Source organism: Thermomonospora catenispora, assembly GCF_006363815.1.
GTDB lineage: Bacteria > Actinomycetota > Actinomycetes > Streptosporangiales > Streptosporangiaceae > Thermomonospora > Thermomonospora catenispora.
The window spans coordinates 1-17,606 of record NZ_RRYT01000051.1 but is presented as its reverse complement, the minus strand read 5'-3'; the positions used below and the strand labels follow the sequence as shown (position 1 = coordinate 17,606).

The 17,606-nt window shown below is 75.2% G+C and carries 11 protein-coding genes and 1 tRNA gene; 4 read left to right on the top strand and 8 right to left on the bottom strand.

Annotation, left to right across the window (positions count from 1 at the left end; all coding sequences use genetic code 11):
• The 3 genes from EIO00_RS22900 to EIO00_RS22890 form a co-directional block, all read right to left on the bottom strand.
• Nucleotides 1-4,730, bottom strand: a 4,730-nt coding sequence (locus EIO00_RS22900) for a type I polyketide synthase (RefSeq protein WP_140182318.1), incomplete at its 3' end; no start/stop codon positions are given.
• A 698-nt stretch (nucleotides 4,731-5,428) separates the two neighbouring features.
• Nucleotides 5,429-6,439, bottom strand: a complete 1,011-nt coding sequence (locus tag EIO00_RS22895) for an alpha/beta fold hydrolase (RefSeq protein ID WP_140182316.1) — start codon at nucleotides 6,437-6,439, stop codon at nucleotides 5,429-5,431.
• A gap of 239 nt (nucleotides 6,440-6,678) precedes the next feature.
• Nucleotides 6,679-7,248: a TetR/AcrR family transcriptional regulator gene (locus EIO00_RS22890; protein WP_140182314.1), complete on the bottom strand. Its 570-nt coding sequence runs from the start codon at nucleotides 7,246-7,248 to the stop codon at nucleotides 6,679-6,681.
• Between the two features lie 98 nt (nucleotides 7,249-7,346).
• Between EIO00_RS22890 and EIO00_RS22885 the strand changes: the two genes are divergently transcribed.
• Nucleotides 7,347-7,760, top strand: coding sequence for an organic hydroperoxide resistance protein (locus EIO00_RS22885; protein ID WP_140182312.1), 414 nt, complete (start codon nucleotides 7,347-7,349; stop codon nucleotides 7,758-7,760).
• A gap of 84 nt (nucleotides 7,761-7,844) precedes the next feature.
• Here the strand turns inward: EIO00_RS22885 and EIO00_RS25720 are convergent, their stop codons facing one another.
• On the bottom strand, nucleotides 7,845-8,477 hold the full coding sequence (locus EIO00_RS25720) for a DUF6069 family protein (protein ID WP_277752899.1): 633 nt from the start codon (nucleotides 8,475-8,477) through the stop codon (nucleotides 7,845-7,847).
• A 165-nt stretch (nucleotides 8,478-8,642) separates the two neighbouring features.
• Between EIO00_RS25720 and EIO00_RS22875 the strand changes: the two genes are divergently transcribed.
• The gene (locus EIO00_RS22875; RefSeq protein WP_140182308.1) at nucleotides 8,643-9,521 is read left to right on the top strand and encodes a S66 peptidase family protein; all 879 of its coding nucleotides are present in this window, start codon (nucleotides 8,643-8,645) and stop codon (nucleotides 9,519-9,521) included.
• On the opposite strand, the gene EIO00_RS22870 is transcribed toward EIO00_RS22875, so the two are convergent.
• A complete protein-coding gene (locus EIO00_RS22870; RefSeq protein ID WP_140182306.1) occupies nucleotides 9,512-10,534 on the bottom strand; it encodes a fatty acid desaturase family protein in 1,023 nt (340 codons plus the stop codon). The two genes, EIO00_RS22875 and EIO00_RS22870, sit on opposite strands and share 10 nt — an antisense overlap.
• A 499-nt stretch (nucleotides 10,535-11,033) precedes the next feature.
• Nucleotides 11,034-11,105 (bottom strand) — tRNA-Val (locus EIO00_RS22865).
• Nucleotides 11,106-11,249: 144 nt separating this feature from the next.
• On the opposite strand from EIO00_RS22865, the gene EIO00_RS22860 reads away from it, so the two are divergent.
• Complete coding sequence (locus EIO00_RS22860) at nucleotides 11,250-13,019, top strand: HSP90 family protein (protein WP_140182304.1); 1,770 nt, start codon at nucleotides 11,250-11,252, stop codon at nucleotides 13,017-13,019.
• Entirely contained in the window at nucleotides 13,016-15,298 is a 2,283-nt protein-coding gene (locus tag EIO00_RS22855; RefSeq protein ID WP_140182302.1) for a pentatricopeptide repeat-containing protein, read from the top strand. Before EIO00_RS22860 ends, EIO00_RS22855 begins: the two co-directional genes overlap by 4 nt.
• 22 nt (nucleotides 15,299-15,320) lie before the next feature.
• Here the strand turns inward: EIO00_RS22855 and EIO00_RS22850 are convergent, their stop codons facing one another.
• Together EIO00_RS22850 and cbbX are read right to left on the bottom strand one after the other, a co-directional pair.
• Entirely contained in the window at nucleotides 15,321-16,238 is a 918-nt protein-coding gene (locus EIO00_RS22850) for a PAC2 family protein (protein ID WP_206664242.1), read from the bottom strand.
• Nucleotides 16,239-16,429: 191 nt separating this feature from the next.
• Entirely contained in the window at nucleotides 16,430-17,413 is a 984-nt protein-coding gene (gene cbbX / locus EIO00_RS22845) for a CbbX protein (protein ID WP_241661545.1), read from the bottom strand.
• Nucleotides 17,414-17,606: the final 193 nt, after the last annotated feature.

The following is a 17,606-nucleotide window of genomic DNA, read 5'->3' as shown; positions in this document are numbered from 1 at the left end:
GGCGGGGCCGGCGGGGCGATCGGCGCGGCCGGGCGCCCTCCGCCCGGCGGCTCGTCGCCGTCGGCGGCGCGGACCCGGTGGCCGTTGACGATCCAGCCGGGCCGGGCGGGCGGCCGCTCGGGCGAGAGGACGACCGCGTCGCGGCCGGCGAACAGCGGCAGCGCGTCCACCTCCACCCCGGCGGCGGCCAGTTCGGCCAGCGCCAGCAGCAGCCCGTGCAGCCCCGGCATGGCGCTTCCGCGGGCGTCGCGGTCGGCGGACCGGTCGACCGCGACGGCGGTGTGCGGGCGGTCCCCCAGGATCTGGCCGACCAGCCGGGTCAGCGCCCGCCCCGGCCCGACCTCCACGAACACGCGGGCCCCGGCGGCGTACATGGCCTCGATCTGCTCGACGAACCGGACCGGGGCGGCGACCTGCTCGGCGAGGGCGGCCGCCAGCCGGTCGGGGGCGCCGTCGTAGGGGGCGGCGGTGGCGTTCGACCACACCGGGAACGCCGGGGAGCGCAGCGCCCGCCCGGCCAGTTCCACGCCCAGCGCCATCACCGCGCCGGCGGCCGGCGGGCTGTGGAGGGCGCACGCCGCCGGGATCTGCTCGGCCGCCAGGTCCCGTGCGGCCAGCTCCCGCACCGCCTCCTGCACCGCGGGGGTCGGGCCCGCGACGACCACCTGGCGGGGCGCGTCGTGCCCGGCGACGACCACGCCGGGGATCGTCTCGAGGACGGCGGCGACCTCCTCGGGCGCGCCGGCGACGACGGCCATCGCGCCGGGGTCGCCGGCGCCGGAGTCGCGGACCGAGCGCAGGATCGCCTCGGCGCGGGCGGCGCTCAGCTCGATCAGGTCGTCCTCTCCGTACACCCCGGCCGCGCACAGCGCGACCAGCTCTCCGTAGCCGTGCCCGGCCGCCATGTCCGGCCGCACCCCCAGTTCGGTGAGCAGCCGGTGGGCGGCGATCCCGGTGATGCCGAGGACGGGATGGGCGAGGCGGATGTCGGCCAGGGCGTCGCGCCGGCGCCTGCGGTCCTCGTCGGTGAACGAGGCGGGCGGGTACAGCGCCTCGGCGTACCGCCGGTCGCCGTGCCGCAGCAGCCGCTGCAGCCGGGGGAACGTCACGAACAGGTCGGCGAACGTCCCGGGCCGCCGGCCGCCCTGCCCGGGGAACAGGAACGCCACCCGTCCGTCCGCGGCGCCGGCGGCGGGGAACACCCCCGGCGCGGGCTCGAACCGGCGGGCGCGGTCGATCTTGTCGGCCAGGTCCCGCGGGTCGGTGGCGACCAGCGCGACCTGCACCGGGTCGCCGGTGGGCTCGGCGGCGGTGCGCGCCAGGTCGCGGAGCCGGACATCGGGTCCGTGCTCGGCCAGAAGGGCGGCGAGCCGGTCCAGCGCGGCGCAGGCGGCGTCCCGGTCGGCACCGCGGACGAGGAACAGCTCGGCGGGCCAGTCGGCGACCCCGGACACCGGTTCGGGCGCGCCGTCGTACCCGGCCAGCACGGCGTGGAAGTGGGCGCCGCCGGGCTGGGAGGCGCTGACCCCGGCCCAGCGGTCGCCGGGGGCGGCCGGCCAGGGCCGGGCGGTCCGGCCGCCGAAGGAGAACGGGCTGGTGCGCCGGTTCCAGGCGGGGAGGGGTTCGCGCAGGTCGCCGGCGGGGGGCAGCACCCCGGTGTGCAGGGCGCGGGCCGTCTTGATCAGCCCGGCCAGTCCGGCGGCGCAGCGGGTGTGCCCGATCCGGGACTTGACCGAGCCGAGCGTCACCCGGCCGGGCCCGGCGTCGGAGAACGTCTCGGTGAGGGCGGCCAGCTCGGCGCGGTCCTCCTCGGGGACCCCGGTGCCGTGCGCCTCGACCAGTCCGACCCGGGCGGGGTCCGCCCCGGCGGCCCGGTAGGCCCGCTCCAGCGCCCGCCGCATCCCCTCCGTGCCGGCGCCGACCGACTTGACGACGGCGTAGATCCGGTCGCCGTCGCGTTCGGCGTCGGCGAGGCGTTTGAGGACCACGCAGGCGACGCCCTCCCCCGGCACGGTCCCGTCGGCGGAGGCGTCGAAGGGGGCGCACCGGCCGGTCGGCGACAGCGTTCCCGCGGCCGCGTGCACCAGGCGGCCGGCGACGCCGTTGCGCAGGTCGACGGCGCCGCACAGCACCATGTCGGCGGCGCCCGAGGTCAGCTCCCGGCAGGCGGCGGCGAGGGCGGCCAGGGAGGCGGCGTCGCCGGCGCCGACGGTGTAGGCGGCGCCGCCCAGGCCGAGCCGGGTCGCGACCCGGGCGGCGATCATGCTCGGCGGCACGCCGGGCAGGGACTCCTCGGTGAGCCGGGGCGGCCGCTCCTCCAGGCCGTCGGGAAGCCCTCCGCAGTACTGCGGGAGGAGGGCGCGGACGCCGTGGGCGCCGAGGTCCGCGCCCGCGTCCGCGCCGAAGATCACGGAGGTGCGGGACCGGTCGAAGGGGCGGTCGGCGTATCCGGCGTCGGCCAGGGCGCGGGCGGCGACCAGCACGGCCAGCGGCTGGGCCGGGTCGACACCGTCCGGCGGATCGGGGGGCAGGCCCCATCCGGCCGCGTCGAACGGCACGTCCGGGAGGAACCCGCCCCACGTGGACGGCGTCCGGTCGTCGCCGCCGGCGCCGGGGTCCCGGCAGACCTGCGGGTCCCCCCGCTCGGCGGGCGCCTCGATGATCGCGCCGGCGCCGGAGAGGAGAGCGGTCCAGTACTCCTGGGCGTCGCGGGCCCCGGGCAGCACGCAGTCCATCCCGACGACGGCGACGTCCAGCGGGTCGGCGGCGGGGGCGGGGGCGGGGTCGGCGACCGAGCCGAGGGCGCGGGCGCGCTCGCCCGCCATCCGGGTGGCGCCGACGCTGACCTGCTCGTGCAGGGCTGCGACGGTGGTGACCTGGGAGCGCAGCACGGCGGCCTGCCCGATCGGGTAGAGCCCTTCGTGGCGCTGCTCGTCCTGGCCGACCTCCACCGTCTCCCCGCCGCGGCGGCGCAGCCCTCGGCTGGCCAGGCGCAGCCGTCCGAGGTTGAGGCGTTCCAGCCGGGCCCACATGTCCTCGGGGGGCATCCCGGCGGCGGCCAGGTCCAGGCGGGCCTGCTCGTAGGCGGTCGCGTACGGGGTGGCGGCGCAGCGGACGGCGCGGCCCGGGGAGGTCTCCAGCAGCACGGTGCGGTCGCATTCGAGGGCGGTCTGCTGGAAACCGGGGACGATCGCCCCGGCCGCGACCGCCTCGCGGGTGAACAGGTAGGCGGTGCCCATGAGCACGCCGACGCCGACGCCGCGTTCGGCCAGCGGGGCGGCGAGCGCGGCGACCATCGCGGCCGAGCGCTCGTCGTGGACGCCGCCGGCGAACGCCACGTGCAGTCCGGCGGCCGCGTCGGGATGGTCGGCGGTGAACGCCAGCAGCCGTTCCACCTGCTCCTCCCACAGCGGGAAGGCGGCGAGGGGGCCGATGCGGCCGCCGCACTCCATGCCGGTGAGCGCGAACCGGCGGACGCCGCCGGCCAGCAGCTCGTCCAGCCGCCCCGGGGCGGACACCTGCAGGCAGACCTCGATCCCGGCGCCCTGGAGCAGCGCGGCCAGGCCCGGGTCGTCGTCGGCGAGCAGCGCGAGCGGGGGGCGCACGGCGCGGACGGCCGCCAGCTGCTCGGCGCGGACCGGCTCGGGCTCGGTCTCCAGCAGCCCGACGCCCCACGGCCGCCCGGCCAGGCGTTCGGCGGTGTCGCTCAGCAGCCGCCGCACCCGCTCGCCGGGCATCGCCGTCAGCGCGAGGAAGGGGATTCCGCCGTCCTGGGCGACGGCGGCGGCGAATTCGGCGTTGTCGCTGACGTGGGTCATCGGGGCCTGGAGCACCGGGTGCGCGCCGTCGCGGGGGGCCAGCGGCTCGGTGCGGACGACGGCGGCCAGGTGCGCGGCGATCTGTTCGCGGACCGCCTGCACGACGCCGCCGGCGGTCTTGTACCGGTCGGCCAGCGGGCGGGCGAACGCGCCCTCCTGGCCGATCGGCAGCAGCCGATGGTGCAGGCCGCCCTCCTCGAGACAGGCCCGCACCCGGGCGGGGTCGTCGGTGTCGAACGCCGGCAGGTCGGGGCCGGCGTAGACGCGGTGCCCGGCGACGAGGCGGGTGCAGGTGGCGTCCATGGCGGCGATCGCCGCGGCCGCCTCGCGCGGCAGCTCCATCTCGCGGACCAGGGCGAGCTGTCCGTTGAGCACCACCCCGGCCGCGCCGCCCGCGACCGCCGCCGCGGCGGTGTGCGGGCCGATCCCGCCCGCCGCCCACACCGGCCGGGCCAGCTGCGGATCCCCCAGCAGCCGCTGCAGCAGCATGAAGGTGGTCAGCTCGCCGACCCGGCCGCCGGCCTCGCAGCCGCGCGCGACCAGCCCGTCGGCGCCCATCCGCACCGCGGCCTGCGCCTCGGCCGCGTCGACGACCTCCACCAGCAGCCGGCGCCCGGGCATGTAGGGCTGCGCGGCGGTCAGCGCGGGCGCGTCGACCAGCATGGTGGAGGCCTGCTCGGGCAGCTCCTCGGGGCGGACCGGGCAGCCGGCGGGGATGCGGACCGCGAACGGGCCGTGCCACCAGCGGCACATCTGCTCCAACGCGGTCAGCGCCGCCTCCCGGTCGAGCCCGAGGTCCAGCGCGCCCAGGCCGCCCGCCCGCGCGACGGCGACGGCCAGCCGGGCCGAGGGCGGCCCGAACGGGGTCACCCCGATGATCAGATCGCGCCCAGCGGTGTTGTCCGCGGCCATCAACGCCCCCCGACGTGTCCGTTGTGTCCCGCCGCCGCGGGCTGGCCCGCGACATAGCGAACGTTACTGTCAGTGAATATCCAATCACTCTTCGACACGCCTCGTGGGCATGACGGGTGGGCATGACGGGACGGTCGCTTGACCGGTCGCCCGGCGGTCGGCTGCGGGACACCGTCCGGTCGGCGTGATGTCACCCGGATGTCCCCCGCCGCGGCGAGAATCGTCGTGAGGGCGTCGCCGGCCGTCGCCGGCCATCACCGGCCATGCCGCGCGCGTCCGCCCCGCCGCGGGACGAGGGGCGGGGACGCGGCGCGCGCCCGAAGGGCGCGCGCCGGGCCGGCGCAGGCGTCGCCGGCCCGGCATGAGGCGGCGGCGTCACCGGTCGACACAGAGCCGGCACGGGGCCGGCACGGAGCCGACACGAGGCCGGCACGAGGCCGGCACGAGGCCGTCCGGATCCGCCTCGGCCCATCTCGGTCCGCCTCGGCCCGCAGCGGCGGCCGTCGGAGCCTCGGGCACGCCGCCGGAAGGGGACGGGACACCGGTGGGACGGGAGGCGCGGTGACGGGGCCGCCGTTCGCGAGGTCGCGGCCCGGCCGGAATGCGGGCGCCTCCGGGGACGGGGGCTCCGGGCGCACGCGCCACCGTGAGGTGCGGCCGTGGGGGCGTGCCGGCCGAGGCCGTGGGTCGCCGCGGGGCTAGCGGTCGGTGCCCGTGGCGGCGGTCTGATGCCGCTGCGGCCGGATGCCGTGCCGCAGGATTCCCTCATCCAGCCAGCGGTCCAGGTGGGACCAGGTCGTCTCGCGCGCCGACCGTCCGGTGAGCACGCCCAGATGGTCGCCGGGGGCGATCTCGAACCGGACCTGCTGGGCGGACCGCAGCGCCAGCGTCAGCTCGCGGACCGCGCGGGGCGGCGCCAGGGGGTCGCGGTCGCCGGCGACGGCCAGCACCGGCACCTTGATCTTCGCCAGGTCGAGACGGCGGTCGGCGAGGACGATCTCCCCGCCGGGCAGGTCGGCCTCGGCCAGCAGGGCGGCGCAGGCGTCGACGAGCTCGTGGCCCGGGTGGGCCTCCACGGCGGCGTGGAAGCGGTCCACCGCCTCCTGCTGGGCGAGGTAGTCGCGATCGTCGATGCGGGTGACGGTGCGGTAGGAGCGCCGGAGCGCCCGTTCCAGACCGGCCAGGCGGTCGGCGGGGCGGAGCCGCCGGGGCACCAGGAGGGGGGCGATCGCCGCGACCGAGGCGATCGGGAGGGTGGCGTCGACGGCGGTCAGCAGCGCCAGCACGCCGCCGAGGCTCCAGCCGACGAGCTGAACCGGTTGCCCGTCGGCGTTCCGGCTCACCTTCCGGACGGCCGCGGGCAGCACCGACAGCGTCCATTCGGTCAGCAGTTCCTTCGGGTCGCCGGCCACCGCGGGGCGGTGGTCCAGCAGGTAGGCGAGCCGTCCCGCACCGACCACGTACTCGGCCAGGCTGCCGCCGCGGCGCAGGTCGAAGCATCGGGCGGGGGCGCCCGGGGACGGGACGAACAGGACCGGCGGGCCGACGGGAACCAGCCAGTCCGGGGACCGATAACCGAAGAGGGGGTGTCCGGCGACCCTGCCGATCTGGTCCGCCGGAGTGCGGCGCAGGTCGGCGACCTGGCCGTGCAGCACTTTGGCGGTGACATTGGCCACCGCCGAACGCAGGCTCCGGGGAGAAGCGATCATCAAGTGGTGTTCAACTCCCCTCACGGACGGGTACGGGTGTTGACTCCTCCTTGATACCGCCGGGCGTGACGACGCCCGTTACGGCCGGGAGACAAGCGTGTCAACGCGCGGGCTCCCGAAAGGACATCGGAATCCCGCCCATCAACAATACGCTCCGCGCATGATAATTACGGAAAGTAATCGTCCCGTTGCGTACGGCCCGTTGAAAACTCCGGTATCGGATCGATCCCCGCGGCGGTTCAGGGGGTTTTCAGCACGCGGGCGAGGGCGTCGCGCGCCAGGTCCCGGATGCGGTGCGGGTCGTCGAGGTGACCGCCGACGACCAGGCCGTCGCGCAGGGCCAGCACGATCGCGGCGGTGCGGGCCGGATCGGGATGCCCGGCCTCCTCCAGCAGCTCGGCCACCAGGGTGCGGAACCAGCGACGATAGTCCTCGACCGCGCGACGCACCGGATGGTCGGGATCGGGATATTCGGCGGCGGCGTTCAAAAAGACGCAGCCGCGGAACCCGGGGCCGCAGACCACCTCGCCGAGGGCGTCGAAGAGGGCCAGGATCCTGCCGATCGGATCGGTCGCGGGCAGGCGCTCGACCGCGTCGCGCTGGCGGCGGATCTCCTCCCGCACGTACGCGACGACGAGGTCGTCCTTGGCCGGGAAGTGGTGATAGAAGGTCGCCTTCGCCACGCCGGCCTCGGCGATGATCCGATCGACGCCGACGGCGCGGATGCCCTCGCCGTAGAAGAGGGCGGCGGCGGCGTCCAGGATGCGGCGGCGCGCGGAGCCTCGTCGCAGGGCCGGTGCTGCGGTCATGGAGTTGACGCTACCAGACAGGTCTGTCTACTCTGCCCATAACTAGACAGACAGGTCTGTCTAGTTCATCCGCCCGCATCGCCCCCGAAAGGACCCCCATGAGCGCCCTCTACACCGCCATCGCCACCGCCTCCGGCCGGGACGGCCGCGCCGTCAGCTCCGACGGCAGGCTGGACGTCGCCCTGGCCCGGCCCGTCGAGCTGGGCGGCGACGGCGCGGGCACCAACCCCGAGCAGCTGTTCGCCGCCGGATACGCCGCCTGCTTCAGCAGCGCCATGCAGCTGACGGCGAGCCGGATGAACCTGGACGTCACCGACGCCTCCGTCACCGCCGAGGTCGGGCTGCGCCCCGACGGCAAGGGCGGGTTCGGGCTCACCGTGACCCTGCGCGCCGAGCTGCCCGACCACCTGTCCCCCGAGGAGGGCCGCAGGCTGCTGGAGGCCGCCCACGCGGTCTGCCCCTACTCCAACGCCACCCGGGGCAACGTCCCCGTGGACCTCGTCGTCGAATGACCGACGCCGCCGGGCGTCGAGGCGCGTCCGTGGCCTCCGCCGGCCGCGTCCGCCCGGCCGGGTCATGCGGCCGCGTCCGCCGGCTCACGGCCCGCGGGAGGGCGGCCCGGGTCGGCGGGAGGCCACGGCGGCGGTGGCGGCCAACAGGAAGATCACCACGACGCCGGCGGCCAGATTGATCACCGCGGTGGCCACGGCGGCGCCCAGCGGGGCCCGCACCGCCAGCGGGACGACCGTGGCGATCGCCGTGATCGGGCCGCAGACCCAGGCCAGCGCGCTCGCCGGGCGGGGCGCGACCGCCATCAGCATCTGCAACAGGGCGGTGGCCTGGAGGGTCAGCGCCGCCGCGCCCAAGGCGTAGGCGGCGGCCACGCCCACCGGGGCGCTCGCCGGGTTCACGGGGACGGGGACCGGCAGCCCCAGCAGCCCGCGGGCGATGAGGCTCCCGATCACCGTGATCAAGGCCGCGCATGCGGCGGTGGTCGCCCCGCCGGCCCACAGCCGGCCGATCCGGATCCGCGGGCCGGCCGACAGCGCGTCGTGCAGGGCGACGAGGTCCCGGTAACGCTCAGGCGACGTCCTCCGCAGGCCGGGGCGCCGCCGCGCGGCGGCGGTGCACCGGCAGGCGCCCGGAAAAGGCCGTCGGGACCGCCCGCGGGGATGCGCACGAGATCTCGGACCGCCGTCCGAATGAGACCCGAAGGGCGCTTCGGCCATGCCTTACTCCCCAACTCCCCAAAAGCCGCTTAATACGCCATTGGCCGTATTCCATTTCCGGACTCGTTGCCGAGGGGAGGGCGGTCAAGACCAGTGACGCGTCAGGCGTCCGCAATGAGCGCACCAAATCGCGCCGCCCGGTCGCGTCCGGGGAGAATGCCGCGCATGAGATTGGCACCCGGAGATCTGGTCGCCGTGATCGCGCCCAGCGGCCCCGTCGACGCCACCGCGCTCCGCCGCGGAATCGCCGTCCTGGAGGACTGGGGGCTGCGGGTCCGGGTGGCCCCGCACGCGGGCTCGGCCACCGGCTACCTGGCCGGGCCCGACGCCGCCCGCGCCGCCGACTTCACCGAGGCGTGGGCCGACCCGCAGGTGCGGGGCGTGCTGTGCGCCCGCGGCGGCTACGGGGCGCAGCGCATCGTGGACCTGATCGACTGGGAGCGGGTGAGGCGGGCCGGCCCCAAGGTCTTCGTCGGCTCCAGCGACATCACCGCCCTGCACGCCGCGCTCGCCCGCCGGCTGGGGCAGGTCACCCACTTCGGCCCGATGCCCGCCGGGACCGTGCTCGGCCGGGACGCCGTCAGCACCGAGGCCCTGCGCCGGGCGCTGTTCACCGGCGTGGACGCCCTGTCGGCGCCCCGCGGCGAGGCCCTCGTCCCCGGCACCGCGCGGGGCCTGCTGCACGGCGGGACGATCACCCTGCTGGCCACCAGCATCGGGGCCGAGGAGGGCGTTCCCCCGCCGGGCGAGCGGATCGTGTTCCTCGAGGACGTCGCCGAGGCCCCCTACCGGCTCGACCGCTCCCTCACCCAGCTGCTGCGGGCGGGCTGGTTCGAGGGGGTGCGGGGGATCGTGCTGGGCTCGTTCCTGGACTGCGGGGAGGAGGCGGAGCTGCGCGCGATGCTGCTGGACCGGCTCGGCCCCCTCGGCGTCCCGATCCTGTGGGGGTTCCCGGCCGGTCACGGACGCCCTCAGCTCACCCTGCCGTTCGGGCGGCGGGCCGAGCTGTCGGCGGACACGGCCGCCCTGCGCTTCTATGACTGACGCAGCGTCGCGCCCACCCGGTGCATGTGCCCGAGCGCCTGCCGGTACGACTCCAGCAGACCGGTCTCGGTGTAGGGCAGGCCCACCCGGGCGCAGTGCTCGCGGACCAGCGGCCGGATCCTGCGCAGGTTGCAGCGGGGGGCGCTGGGGAACAGGTGATGCTCGATCTGGTAGTTCAGCCCGCCCAGCAGCCAGTCGGTGATCCGGCCGCCCCGGATGTTGCGCGAGGTGAGCACCTGGCTGCGCAGATGGTCCCACCGCTCCCCCGGCGCGGGCATCGCCATGCCCTTGTGATTGGGCGCGAACGCGCACCCCAGGTGCAGTCCGAACACCGCCTGGTGCAGCAGGACGAACGCCACCGCCTGTGCCGGGGCCAGCAGCGTGAACGCCAGCGCGAAGTACCCGGCGGCGTGCACGGCGAGCAGGGCGCCTTCGCCGATCCGCCGCCGCATCGGCCGGTTCCGCAGGTCGAGCACCCCGGCCACCCGCAGCGCCCAGCCTTCGAACGTCAGCAGCGGGAAGAACAGGTACGCCTGGTGCCGGGCGAACCCGTTGCGCTCGGCGGCCTGTTCGGCGGTCCACACCAGCACCCCCGCCGCCACGTCGGGATCCTTGCCGACCTGGTTCGGGTTGGCGTGGTGGCGGTTGTGCTTGTCGTTCCACCAGCCATGGCTCAACCCGGTCAACAGGTTCCCGAACAGCAGCCCCAGCCACCGGTTGACCCGCGGCGTCCGGGCGATCTGCCGGTGCCCGGCGTCGTGTCCGAGGAACCCGGTCCGCGCCGACGCCACCGCCGCCGGCACCGCCAGCGCCACCGCCCACCAGGCCCGGTCGGCCAGCGCCACCGCCAGCCATATCGCCACCGTGGCCAGCAGGTTCCCGGTGATGGCGGCGGCGTAGTAGCCGCGTCTCCGTTCCAGCAGCCCGCTGTCACGGACCCGGCGGGCCAGAGGGGCGAAGTCGCTTCCGGCGGCACGGCGCGGACGGGCGGAGGAGGCGAGCGTGTCGGGCATGAGGGCGATCCCTGTCGTCTCGAAGGGGCGTTTGACCGCACGCTAGAGATCCGCCCTTCGGATCCACGCCCCGCTCAAGAGCCAAATCCCCGCTCCCCCGCAGGTCTCGGCGCCGCCGTGCGCCCTACGACCGCAGAGCCATGGTCGGATGCGAAAGCCCGCATGAAGACCGCGCGCGAGGCGGCGAACGGCCGTCGCCGCAGAAGCGATCGGGGACGCGAAACCGAGGCCGGTGGCCCGGCACGGCGGCGGGTTCCAGACGCATCGGGTGTCGGAGGCATCGGGTGGAGCCGAGCCCGTGCAGCGGATCGGCACGGCGCCGACGCGCCGGCGCCGGCCGCTGCGGCTCGCACCGGGCCGCCCGGGCGCGGGCCCCGATCGGCCGACGGCGGAGGACACCCCGATTCCGCGGCGGAAGCGGAACGCTCGCACGGGCCGACGGCACGCCGACGATGCAAAGGCCCCGCTCCCATGATCGAGAACGGGGCCTTTGCGCCGGTGGGCGCAGCAAGGATCGAACTTGCGACCCCTCGCTTGTAAGGCGAGTGCTCTACCACTGAGCTATGCGCCCGGAACGGAGGTCCGACAAGCCCTCTCAGACCGGGAAAGCGTACCCGGTTCCAGGGGGCGATCGCGAAACGGTTATGGGACCGGAAGCGGACCCCGCGGCGGATTCGATGAACCGAAGACGGACGGATATCATCCCAATGGCGTGATGAGCGGACATGCGAGCGAGCCGGGCGCGATGCGGAACTTCAGCGTCGACCTGCGGGGGGTCGTGGACCTGCTCAGCCGCCACCTGTACAGCAGCCCTCGGGTCTATGTGCGCGAGCTGCTGCAGAACGCGGTGGACGCGATCACCGCGCGCGGCGGGGGTTGGGACGCGGCGATCCGCATCCGGGCGCGGGGGGACGGAGAGCTGCAGATCCACGACACGGGGATCGGGCTCACCGAGGCGCAGGTGCACCGGCTCCTGGCGACGATCGGCAACTCCTCCAAGCGGGACGAGCTGGGGTTCGCCCGGCACGACTTCCTCGGGCAGTTCGGGATCGGGCTGCTGTCGTGCTTCCTGGTCGCCGACGAGATCGAGGTGGTGACCAAGAGCGCCGTCGAGGACGCGCCCGCCGTCGTGTGGCGCGGACACGCCGACGGGCACTACACGGTGCGGGAGGGGCGGCGGGAGCAGGCCGGCACCACCGTGACCCTGCGCGCCCGCCGGGACTTCGAGCACTGGCTGGAGCCGTCCACGGTCATGGAGCTGGCGCGGCACTACGGGGCGCTGCTCCCCTACGACATCCGCGTGAACGGGGAGCCGGTCACCGAGGGCCCGCCGCCCTGGGAGCGCGAGTGGCCGACGGAGCGGGAGCGTCGACGGGCGCTCTTGCAGTACGGGACGCGGATCGTGGGCGCCGAGCCCTTCGACGTGATCGACCTGGCGGTGCCCGAGGCGGGACTGCGCGGCGTGGCGTACGTGCTGCCGCACCAGACGAGCCCGGGAGAGCCGGCTCGGCACCGGGTCTACCTCAAGCGCATGCTCCTGAGCGACCGGGCCGAGCAGATCACGCCGGAGTGGGCGTTCTTCGTGCGCTGCGTGCTCGACAGCGAGGAGCTGCGGCCCACCGCGAGCCGGGAGCAGCTGTACGACGACGAGCTGCTGGACCGCACGCGCGAGGCGCTGGGCGGGCAGTTGCGCGGCTGGCTGCTGCGGCTGGCGGCGACCGAGCCCGAGCGGCTGCGCGCGTTCCTGGCGGTGCACGGCCTGGGCGTGAAGGCCATGGCCACGCGCGATGTGGAGATGCTGCGCGTGGTGGACGAGTGGATCGCGTTCCAGACCAGCGAGGGCGAGATCCCGCTCTCCCGGTTCCGTGCCCGGCACCGCACGATCCGCTACACCGCGCAGGATGAGGAGTTCCAGCAGTTCGCCGGCATCGCCGCCGCCCAGGGGATCGCCCTGGTGAACGGCGGCTACGCCTACGACGTCGAGATCCTGGAGCGGCTGCGGCTGCTCGATCCGGATCTGGACGTGCGGCGGCTGGAGCCCGCGGAGCTGGCCACCCGGCTCGACCCGGTCGGTCCCGACGTCGCGTTCGCCGCCCGCGACTTCCTCCGCATCGCCGAACGCGCCCTCGCCGGCCACGGCTGCGAACCGGCCCTGCGCGCGTTCGCCCCGGCCACGCTGCCGGTGCTGTACCTGGAGGGCACCGGTCCCGCCGCCGACCCGCAGGAGGCAGGCGGGGTGTGGGCGCAGTTCGCCGCCGACACCGTGGAGCGGGCACGGCCCATGCTGGTGTTCAACCACCGCAACCCGCTGATCGCCCGCCTGACCGGCACCGTGAACACCGAGGTGGTCGTGCTCGCGGTCGAGGCGCTGTACGGGTACGCGCTGCTGGCCGGACGCCGCCCCATGCGCCCCGAGGACGTGGCGGCGGTGAACCGGGCGTTCCTCGGCCTCGTCGAACACGCCGTCCACCGGGAGACGCCGTGACCGTCGACAGGCGGAAGCTGCGGGCGCTGCTCGACGCGGCGAAGGAGCTCGACGGAGCGACGGAGCACTACCGCGCGACGGCGAGGGCGAACCTCCGCCACGCCGAGGCCCTCGGCGACCCCGAGCTGCTGTTCGAGGCCCGTCTCGACCACGGATTCGGGCTGCGCAGCCAGCCGTGGCGGAACCACCCCCGCGAGGTCCTCGGAGAGTGGCTGGTCGTGCTGCGCCAGTGCCTGCTGATGTGGCACGCCGAGCCGTACCGCTACCCCGAGGGCAACGTCCGGGCGATGTGGGCGCAGATCCTCCAGGTGCTCAGCGCGTTCGCCCTGCACTTCCCCGAACCCGCCGACCAGGTCCGCCGGCTGATCGACGAGGTGGAACGGTACTGCCCGCCCGCGCACTACGGACGCTACGCGCTGGATCACGTGCGCATGAGCCTCGCGGCTCGGTGCGGACACCGCGACGAGGTCGAGCGGCTGTGGCGGAGGCTGCGCACCCAGCCCCCGCCGAAAGGGGTCTTCATCCCCGCCGGCGTGGCCGCGCGCACGGCCACCATGTGGGCACGGCTGGGGAGGGACGATCTCGCCGTCGAAGCGCTGACGCCGGTGCTCACCGGAGAGTTCCTCGACCCCGAGGACGAGCACGGGGGCGATGAGTCCCCCCTGCTCATGCCGTACCTGCGGATGGGGCGCACGGCGGAGGCGATCGCCGTGCACCAGCGCACCCATGCGCGCTCCGATCTGAAGCTCGAACAGGTCGCGGCGCTTCTGGAGTTCTGCGCCCGCACCGGGAACGAGGAACGCGGCCTGGAGGTGCTGCACCGCAACTTCGGAGAGCGGATCGGCCTGGGCTTCGAGTCCAGGGCGTCGGCGAGGTTCGACGCCGTGTGGACGGTGGCGGCGGCGGCGCTGCTGTGCCGGCGCGCCGCCGAGAAGGGCCTGGACCGGGAATGGGTCAGCCCGTGCGGCTGCGCGGGCGCCGACTGCGACCGGCTGGTCATCCGCTCCTACGCCGAGCTGGGCGCCGAGCTGCGCTGGAGCGCGATGAACTTCGCCCGGCATCTGGACGAGCTGAACGGCACGTCGCATGTGAGCGACCGCATCGACGCGCTGCTGCACGCCGAGCCGATCGTCGACCGGCTCGACCTGCCGCCCGAGACCGCGCCGCCCCTTCGCCTCACCGCTCCCCCGCCGTCGCCGCATCTGGACGCCGCCGACGCCGACGGCCTGCGGCGGGCCGTGGAGCGGGCCCGCGCGATGGAGCCCGGCCTGCCCCGGATCCGCCTCGCCGAACGGGTGATGCAGAACGCGCTCGCCGCGGATGAGCCGGAGGCGCTGCTGGAGGCGCGGCTCATCCGGCTGGAGGACCTGCTGCATCCGGACCGGGAGAGCTGGCGCGCCGATCTGTTCGCCTGCCTGGTGGAGCTGTTCCGCGCCCACCACGCCCGGCCGACCCTGCTCGGCGCGGACCGGGTGGCCGCGCTGTGGCGGGCCGTCCCGGTCGCGCTCTCTCGCGTCCTGACCCGCCCGGGGGTGCACCTCCGGCAGATCCGCGCGTTCCTCGACCTCGCGGAGCGGCACTGCCGTCCCGGCACCGACGACCTGCACCACGTGCGGTGGTTCCGGACGTGGGTCGAGGCCCGCGCCGGCGACCGGGAGGCGGCGCGGGCCGCCCGGGCGCGTTTCCTGCAGCTGCCGCACCCCGACCGCTTCGTCTCCCGGGAGCATTTGCTGCGCGGCGTCCAGTGGTGGCTGGATCTGGGCTGCGACGTCGAGGCGGTCGTGACGATGGAGCCGCTCCTGGCCGCCGGCGACACCGAGCGCGAGGATCTGCTGCTCCCGGCCTATCTGCGCGCACGGCGGCCGCACCGGGCCTGCGAGGTGCACGAACGCACCTGGACGACGGCGCGGGGGGCGGCCGAGGTGGCGGCGCATCTGGAGCTGTGCGCCCGCGAGGGGATGCTGGAGCGGGGGCGGGAGATCATCTGGCGTTCACTGGACCTGTTCCACTACTACGTCGACGACACGGAGTTCACGTTCGACCAGCTGCGGACGCACGCCGCGGCGGTCCTGCTGTGCGAGCGCGTGGTGGCGGCCGGGCTCGACGAGCCCTGGACCTGGCCCGCCCACGAGTGCTGCCCCGCCGAGGACGGCTGGAGCTTCGCCCGGCTCGCCCAGGACTGCCGCGAGTTCCTCGCGCTCTTCTCCCGGCGCTGGGAGGAGATCCTCGGCACCGACTTCCACACCCGCGCCGCCCGCGCCCTCGCCGACGGCCGCTGAGCGCGGCGCGGGCGGGGCGGGCCTACAGGGAGGGGTCGGAGTCGTCGGCGCGGCGCTGCTCGGCGAGGAAGCGCTCGAACTCGGCGCCGAGCTCCTCGGCGGTGGGCATCTCCTGCTCGGTGGCCAGCAGGCTCTCGCGCTCGGCGCCGCCGGCGAAGGCGTCGTACTGGTCCTCCAGGGCGCGCACGACCTTGAGGACCTCGTCGTTGCCGGCGACCTGCTCGGCGATCTCGGCCTCGGTGCGGGCGGCGGCCTCGCGGAGGGCGTCCGACGGCAGCACCAGCCCGGTGGCGGCGATCACGGCCTCCAGGGCGGCGACCGCGGCGGTGGGATAGGCGGCCTGCGCCAGGTAGTGCGGGACGTGGACGGCGTAGCCGATGGCGTCGTGCCCGGCCTCGCCCAGCCGGTGCTCCAGCAGGGCGGCGGCGCTGCCGGGCACCTGGACGCGGTCGAACATCGGGTTGCGGGTGATCAGCCCGGGCCGGGTGGCGTGCGGGGTGATGCCGACCGGGCGGGTGTGCGGAACGCCCATCGGGATGCCGTGGAAGGTGACCGACAGGCGGACGCCGAGCCGCTCGACCAGCGAGCGGACGGCGGCGACGAAGCCCTCCCACAGGCGGTCGGGCTCGGGGCCGGTGAGGAAGAGGAAGGGCTTGCCGGCCTCGTCGCGGACCAGGTGGACGACCAGCTCGGGAGCGTCGTAGGAGGCCCAGTGGTCGCGGTCGAAGATCAGCGGCGGACGGCGGGCCCGATAGTCGATCAGGGAGTCGACGTCGAAACGAGCGATCACCCGGTGCTCCAGCGAGTTCAGCAGATGCTCGCGCACCAGCTGAGCGACCAGGCCCGCGTCGACGAAACCGTCCAGGGTGTAGAGCAGGACGGGGTCCGTCATCTGCGGCACATCACCGGACAGCTCGTACAGGTCCTCAGGGTTGCGCACGTCTCCCCCAGCTCGTCCCGTCGTCACCGCCCCCTTCTCGACCGGGGGTGGCCCGGGCGGCGCTCGTCGTCCCGGGCCTGCTCCGGTGTGCTCGTCGGAAAAGATTCGCTGCACCCAAACATAGGACATCGCGGAGTTCGTCCCATCCTCCGACGAGCGCGCCGGACCGGCCGATCGGCGTCGGGGGCGGTTCAGGAGGGTCGATCGGGGTCGGCGAAGACCCGGCTGGCGAGGAAGTCCTCCGGCCGCAGCACGGTCAGGTCGTCCAGGCCGACCCGCCCGCCCGCGGCGATCAGCCGGTTGGCGTGCCGCAGCCGGGCGCGTTCGATGGCGTTGCGGACCGACCGGGCGTTGGCGAAGCGGGGGCGGGCCCGGCGCCGCTCCAGGTAGTCGCGGAACACCGGCTCGGTCTCGGGGGCCAGCCGGTAGCCCTGGCGTTCCGCCATCAGCCGCCCGATGGCCTCCAGCTCCTCCACCGTGTAGTCGGGGAAGTCGATGTGGTGGGCGATCCGGGAGCTCATCCCGGGGTTGGAGGCGAAGAAGGAGTCCATCCGGTCCTTGTATCCGGCCAGCACCACCACCAGGTCGTCGCGCCGGTTCTCCATGACCTGGAGCAGGATCTCGATGGCCTCCTGCCCGTAGTCGCGCTCGTTCTCGGCCCGGTACAGGTAGTAGGCCTCGTCGATGAACAGCACCCCGCCCATGGCCCGTTTGAGGACCTCCTTGGTCTTGGGCGCGGTGTGCCCCACGTACTGGCCGACCAGGTCGTCGCGGGTCACCGACACCAGGTGGCTCTTGCGGACGTAGCCGAGCCGGTGCAGCAGCTCCGCCAGCCGCAGCGCGACGGTGGTCTTGCCGGTCCCGGGGCCGCCGGTGAAGCACATGTGCAAGTTGGGTCGGCCCGAGTCGATCCCGAAGCGGGCCCGCGCCCGGTCCACCAGCAGCAGCGCCGCGATCTCCCGGATCCGCGTCTTGACCGGCGCCAGCCCCACCAGTTCGGCGTCGAGCGCGTCCAGCACCTCGTCGACCTGCGTGCCGGCGCGTTCGGCCGCCAGGTCGACCGAGGCGTCCGGCGGCAGCGTCCGCGCCGTCTCCGACGGCTCCGGGGCGCCGTCGGCCGCCTGGGGCGCCTCGCCGACCGCCGCCCGCATTCCGAACTCCATCCGCTCGGTCACTTCCGGGTCCTCATCCTGTCCACGTCGTCGTGCCTCCGCCGGCCGGCTCCTTCCGCGCCCGCCCGCGACGCCGCGGGCCCTTCACGGGATCGCCGCGGGCCCGCCGCGGGCCGGCTCATCGCGGGCCCCTCGCACGTCCCGCAGGGCCGCCGCGAGTCGCCGCGGAGTCGCCGCGGAATCCGCGCCGCACGCG

Bases quoted from the DNA above. Each gene is read 5' to 3' on its own strand.
- EIO00_RS22895 (WP_140182316.1), bottom strand. From the start codon at position 6,439: ATGATCGCTTCTCCCCGGAGCCTGCGTTCGGCGGTGGCCAATGTCACC.
- EIO00_RS22890 (WP_140182314.1), bottom strand. From the start codon at position 7,248: ATGACCGCAGCACCGGCCCTGCGACGAGGCTCCGCGCGCCGCCGCATC.
- EIO00_RS22885 (WP_140182312.1), top strand. From the start codon at position 7,347: ATGAGCGCCCTCTACACCGCCATCGCCACCGCCTCCGGCCGGGACGGC.
- EIO00_RS25720 (WP_277752899.1), bottom strand. From the start codon at position 8,477: ATGGCCGAAGCGCCCTTCGGGTCTCATTCGGACGGCGGTCCGAGATCT.
- EIO00_RS22875 (WP_140182308.1), top strand. From the start codon at position 8,643: ATGAGATTGGCACCCGGAGATCTGGTCGCCGTGATCGCGCCCAGCGGC.
- EIO00_RS22870 (WP_140182306.1), bottom strand. From the start codon at position 10,534: ATGCCCGACACGCTCGCCTCCTCCGCCCGTCCGCGCCGTGCCGCCGGA.
- EIO00_RS22860 (WP_140182304.1), top strand. From the start codon at position 11,250: ATGAGCGGACATGCGAGCGAGCCGGGCGCGATGCGGAACTTCAGCGTC.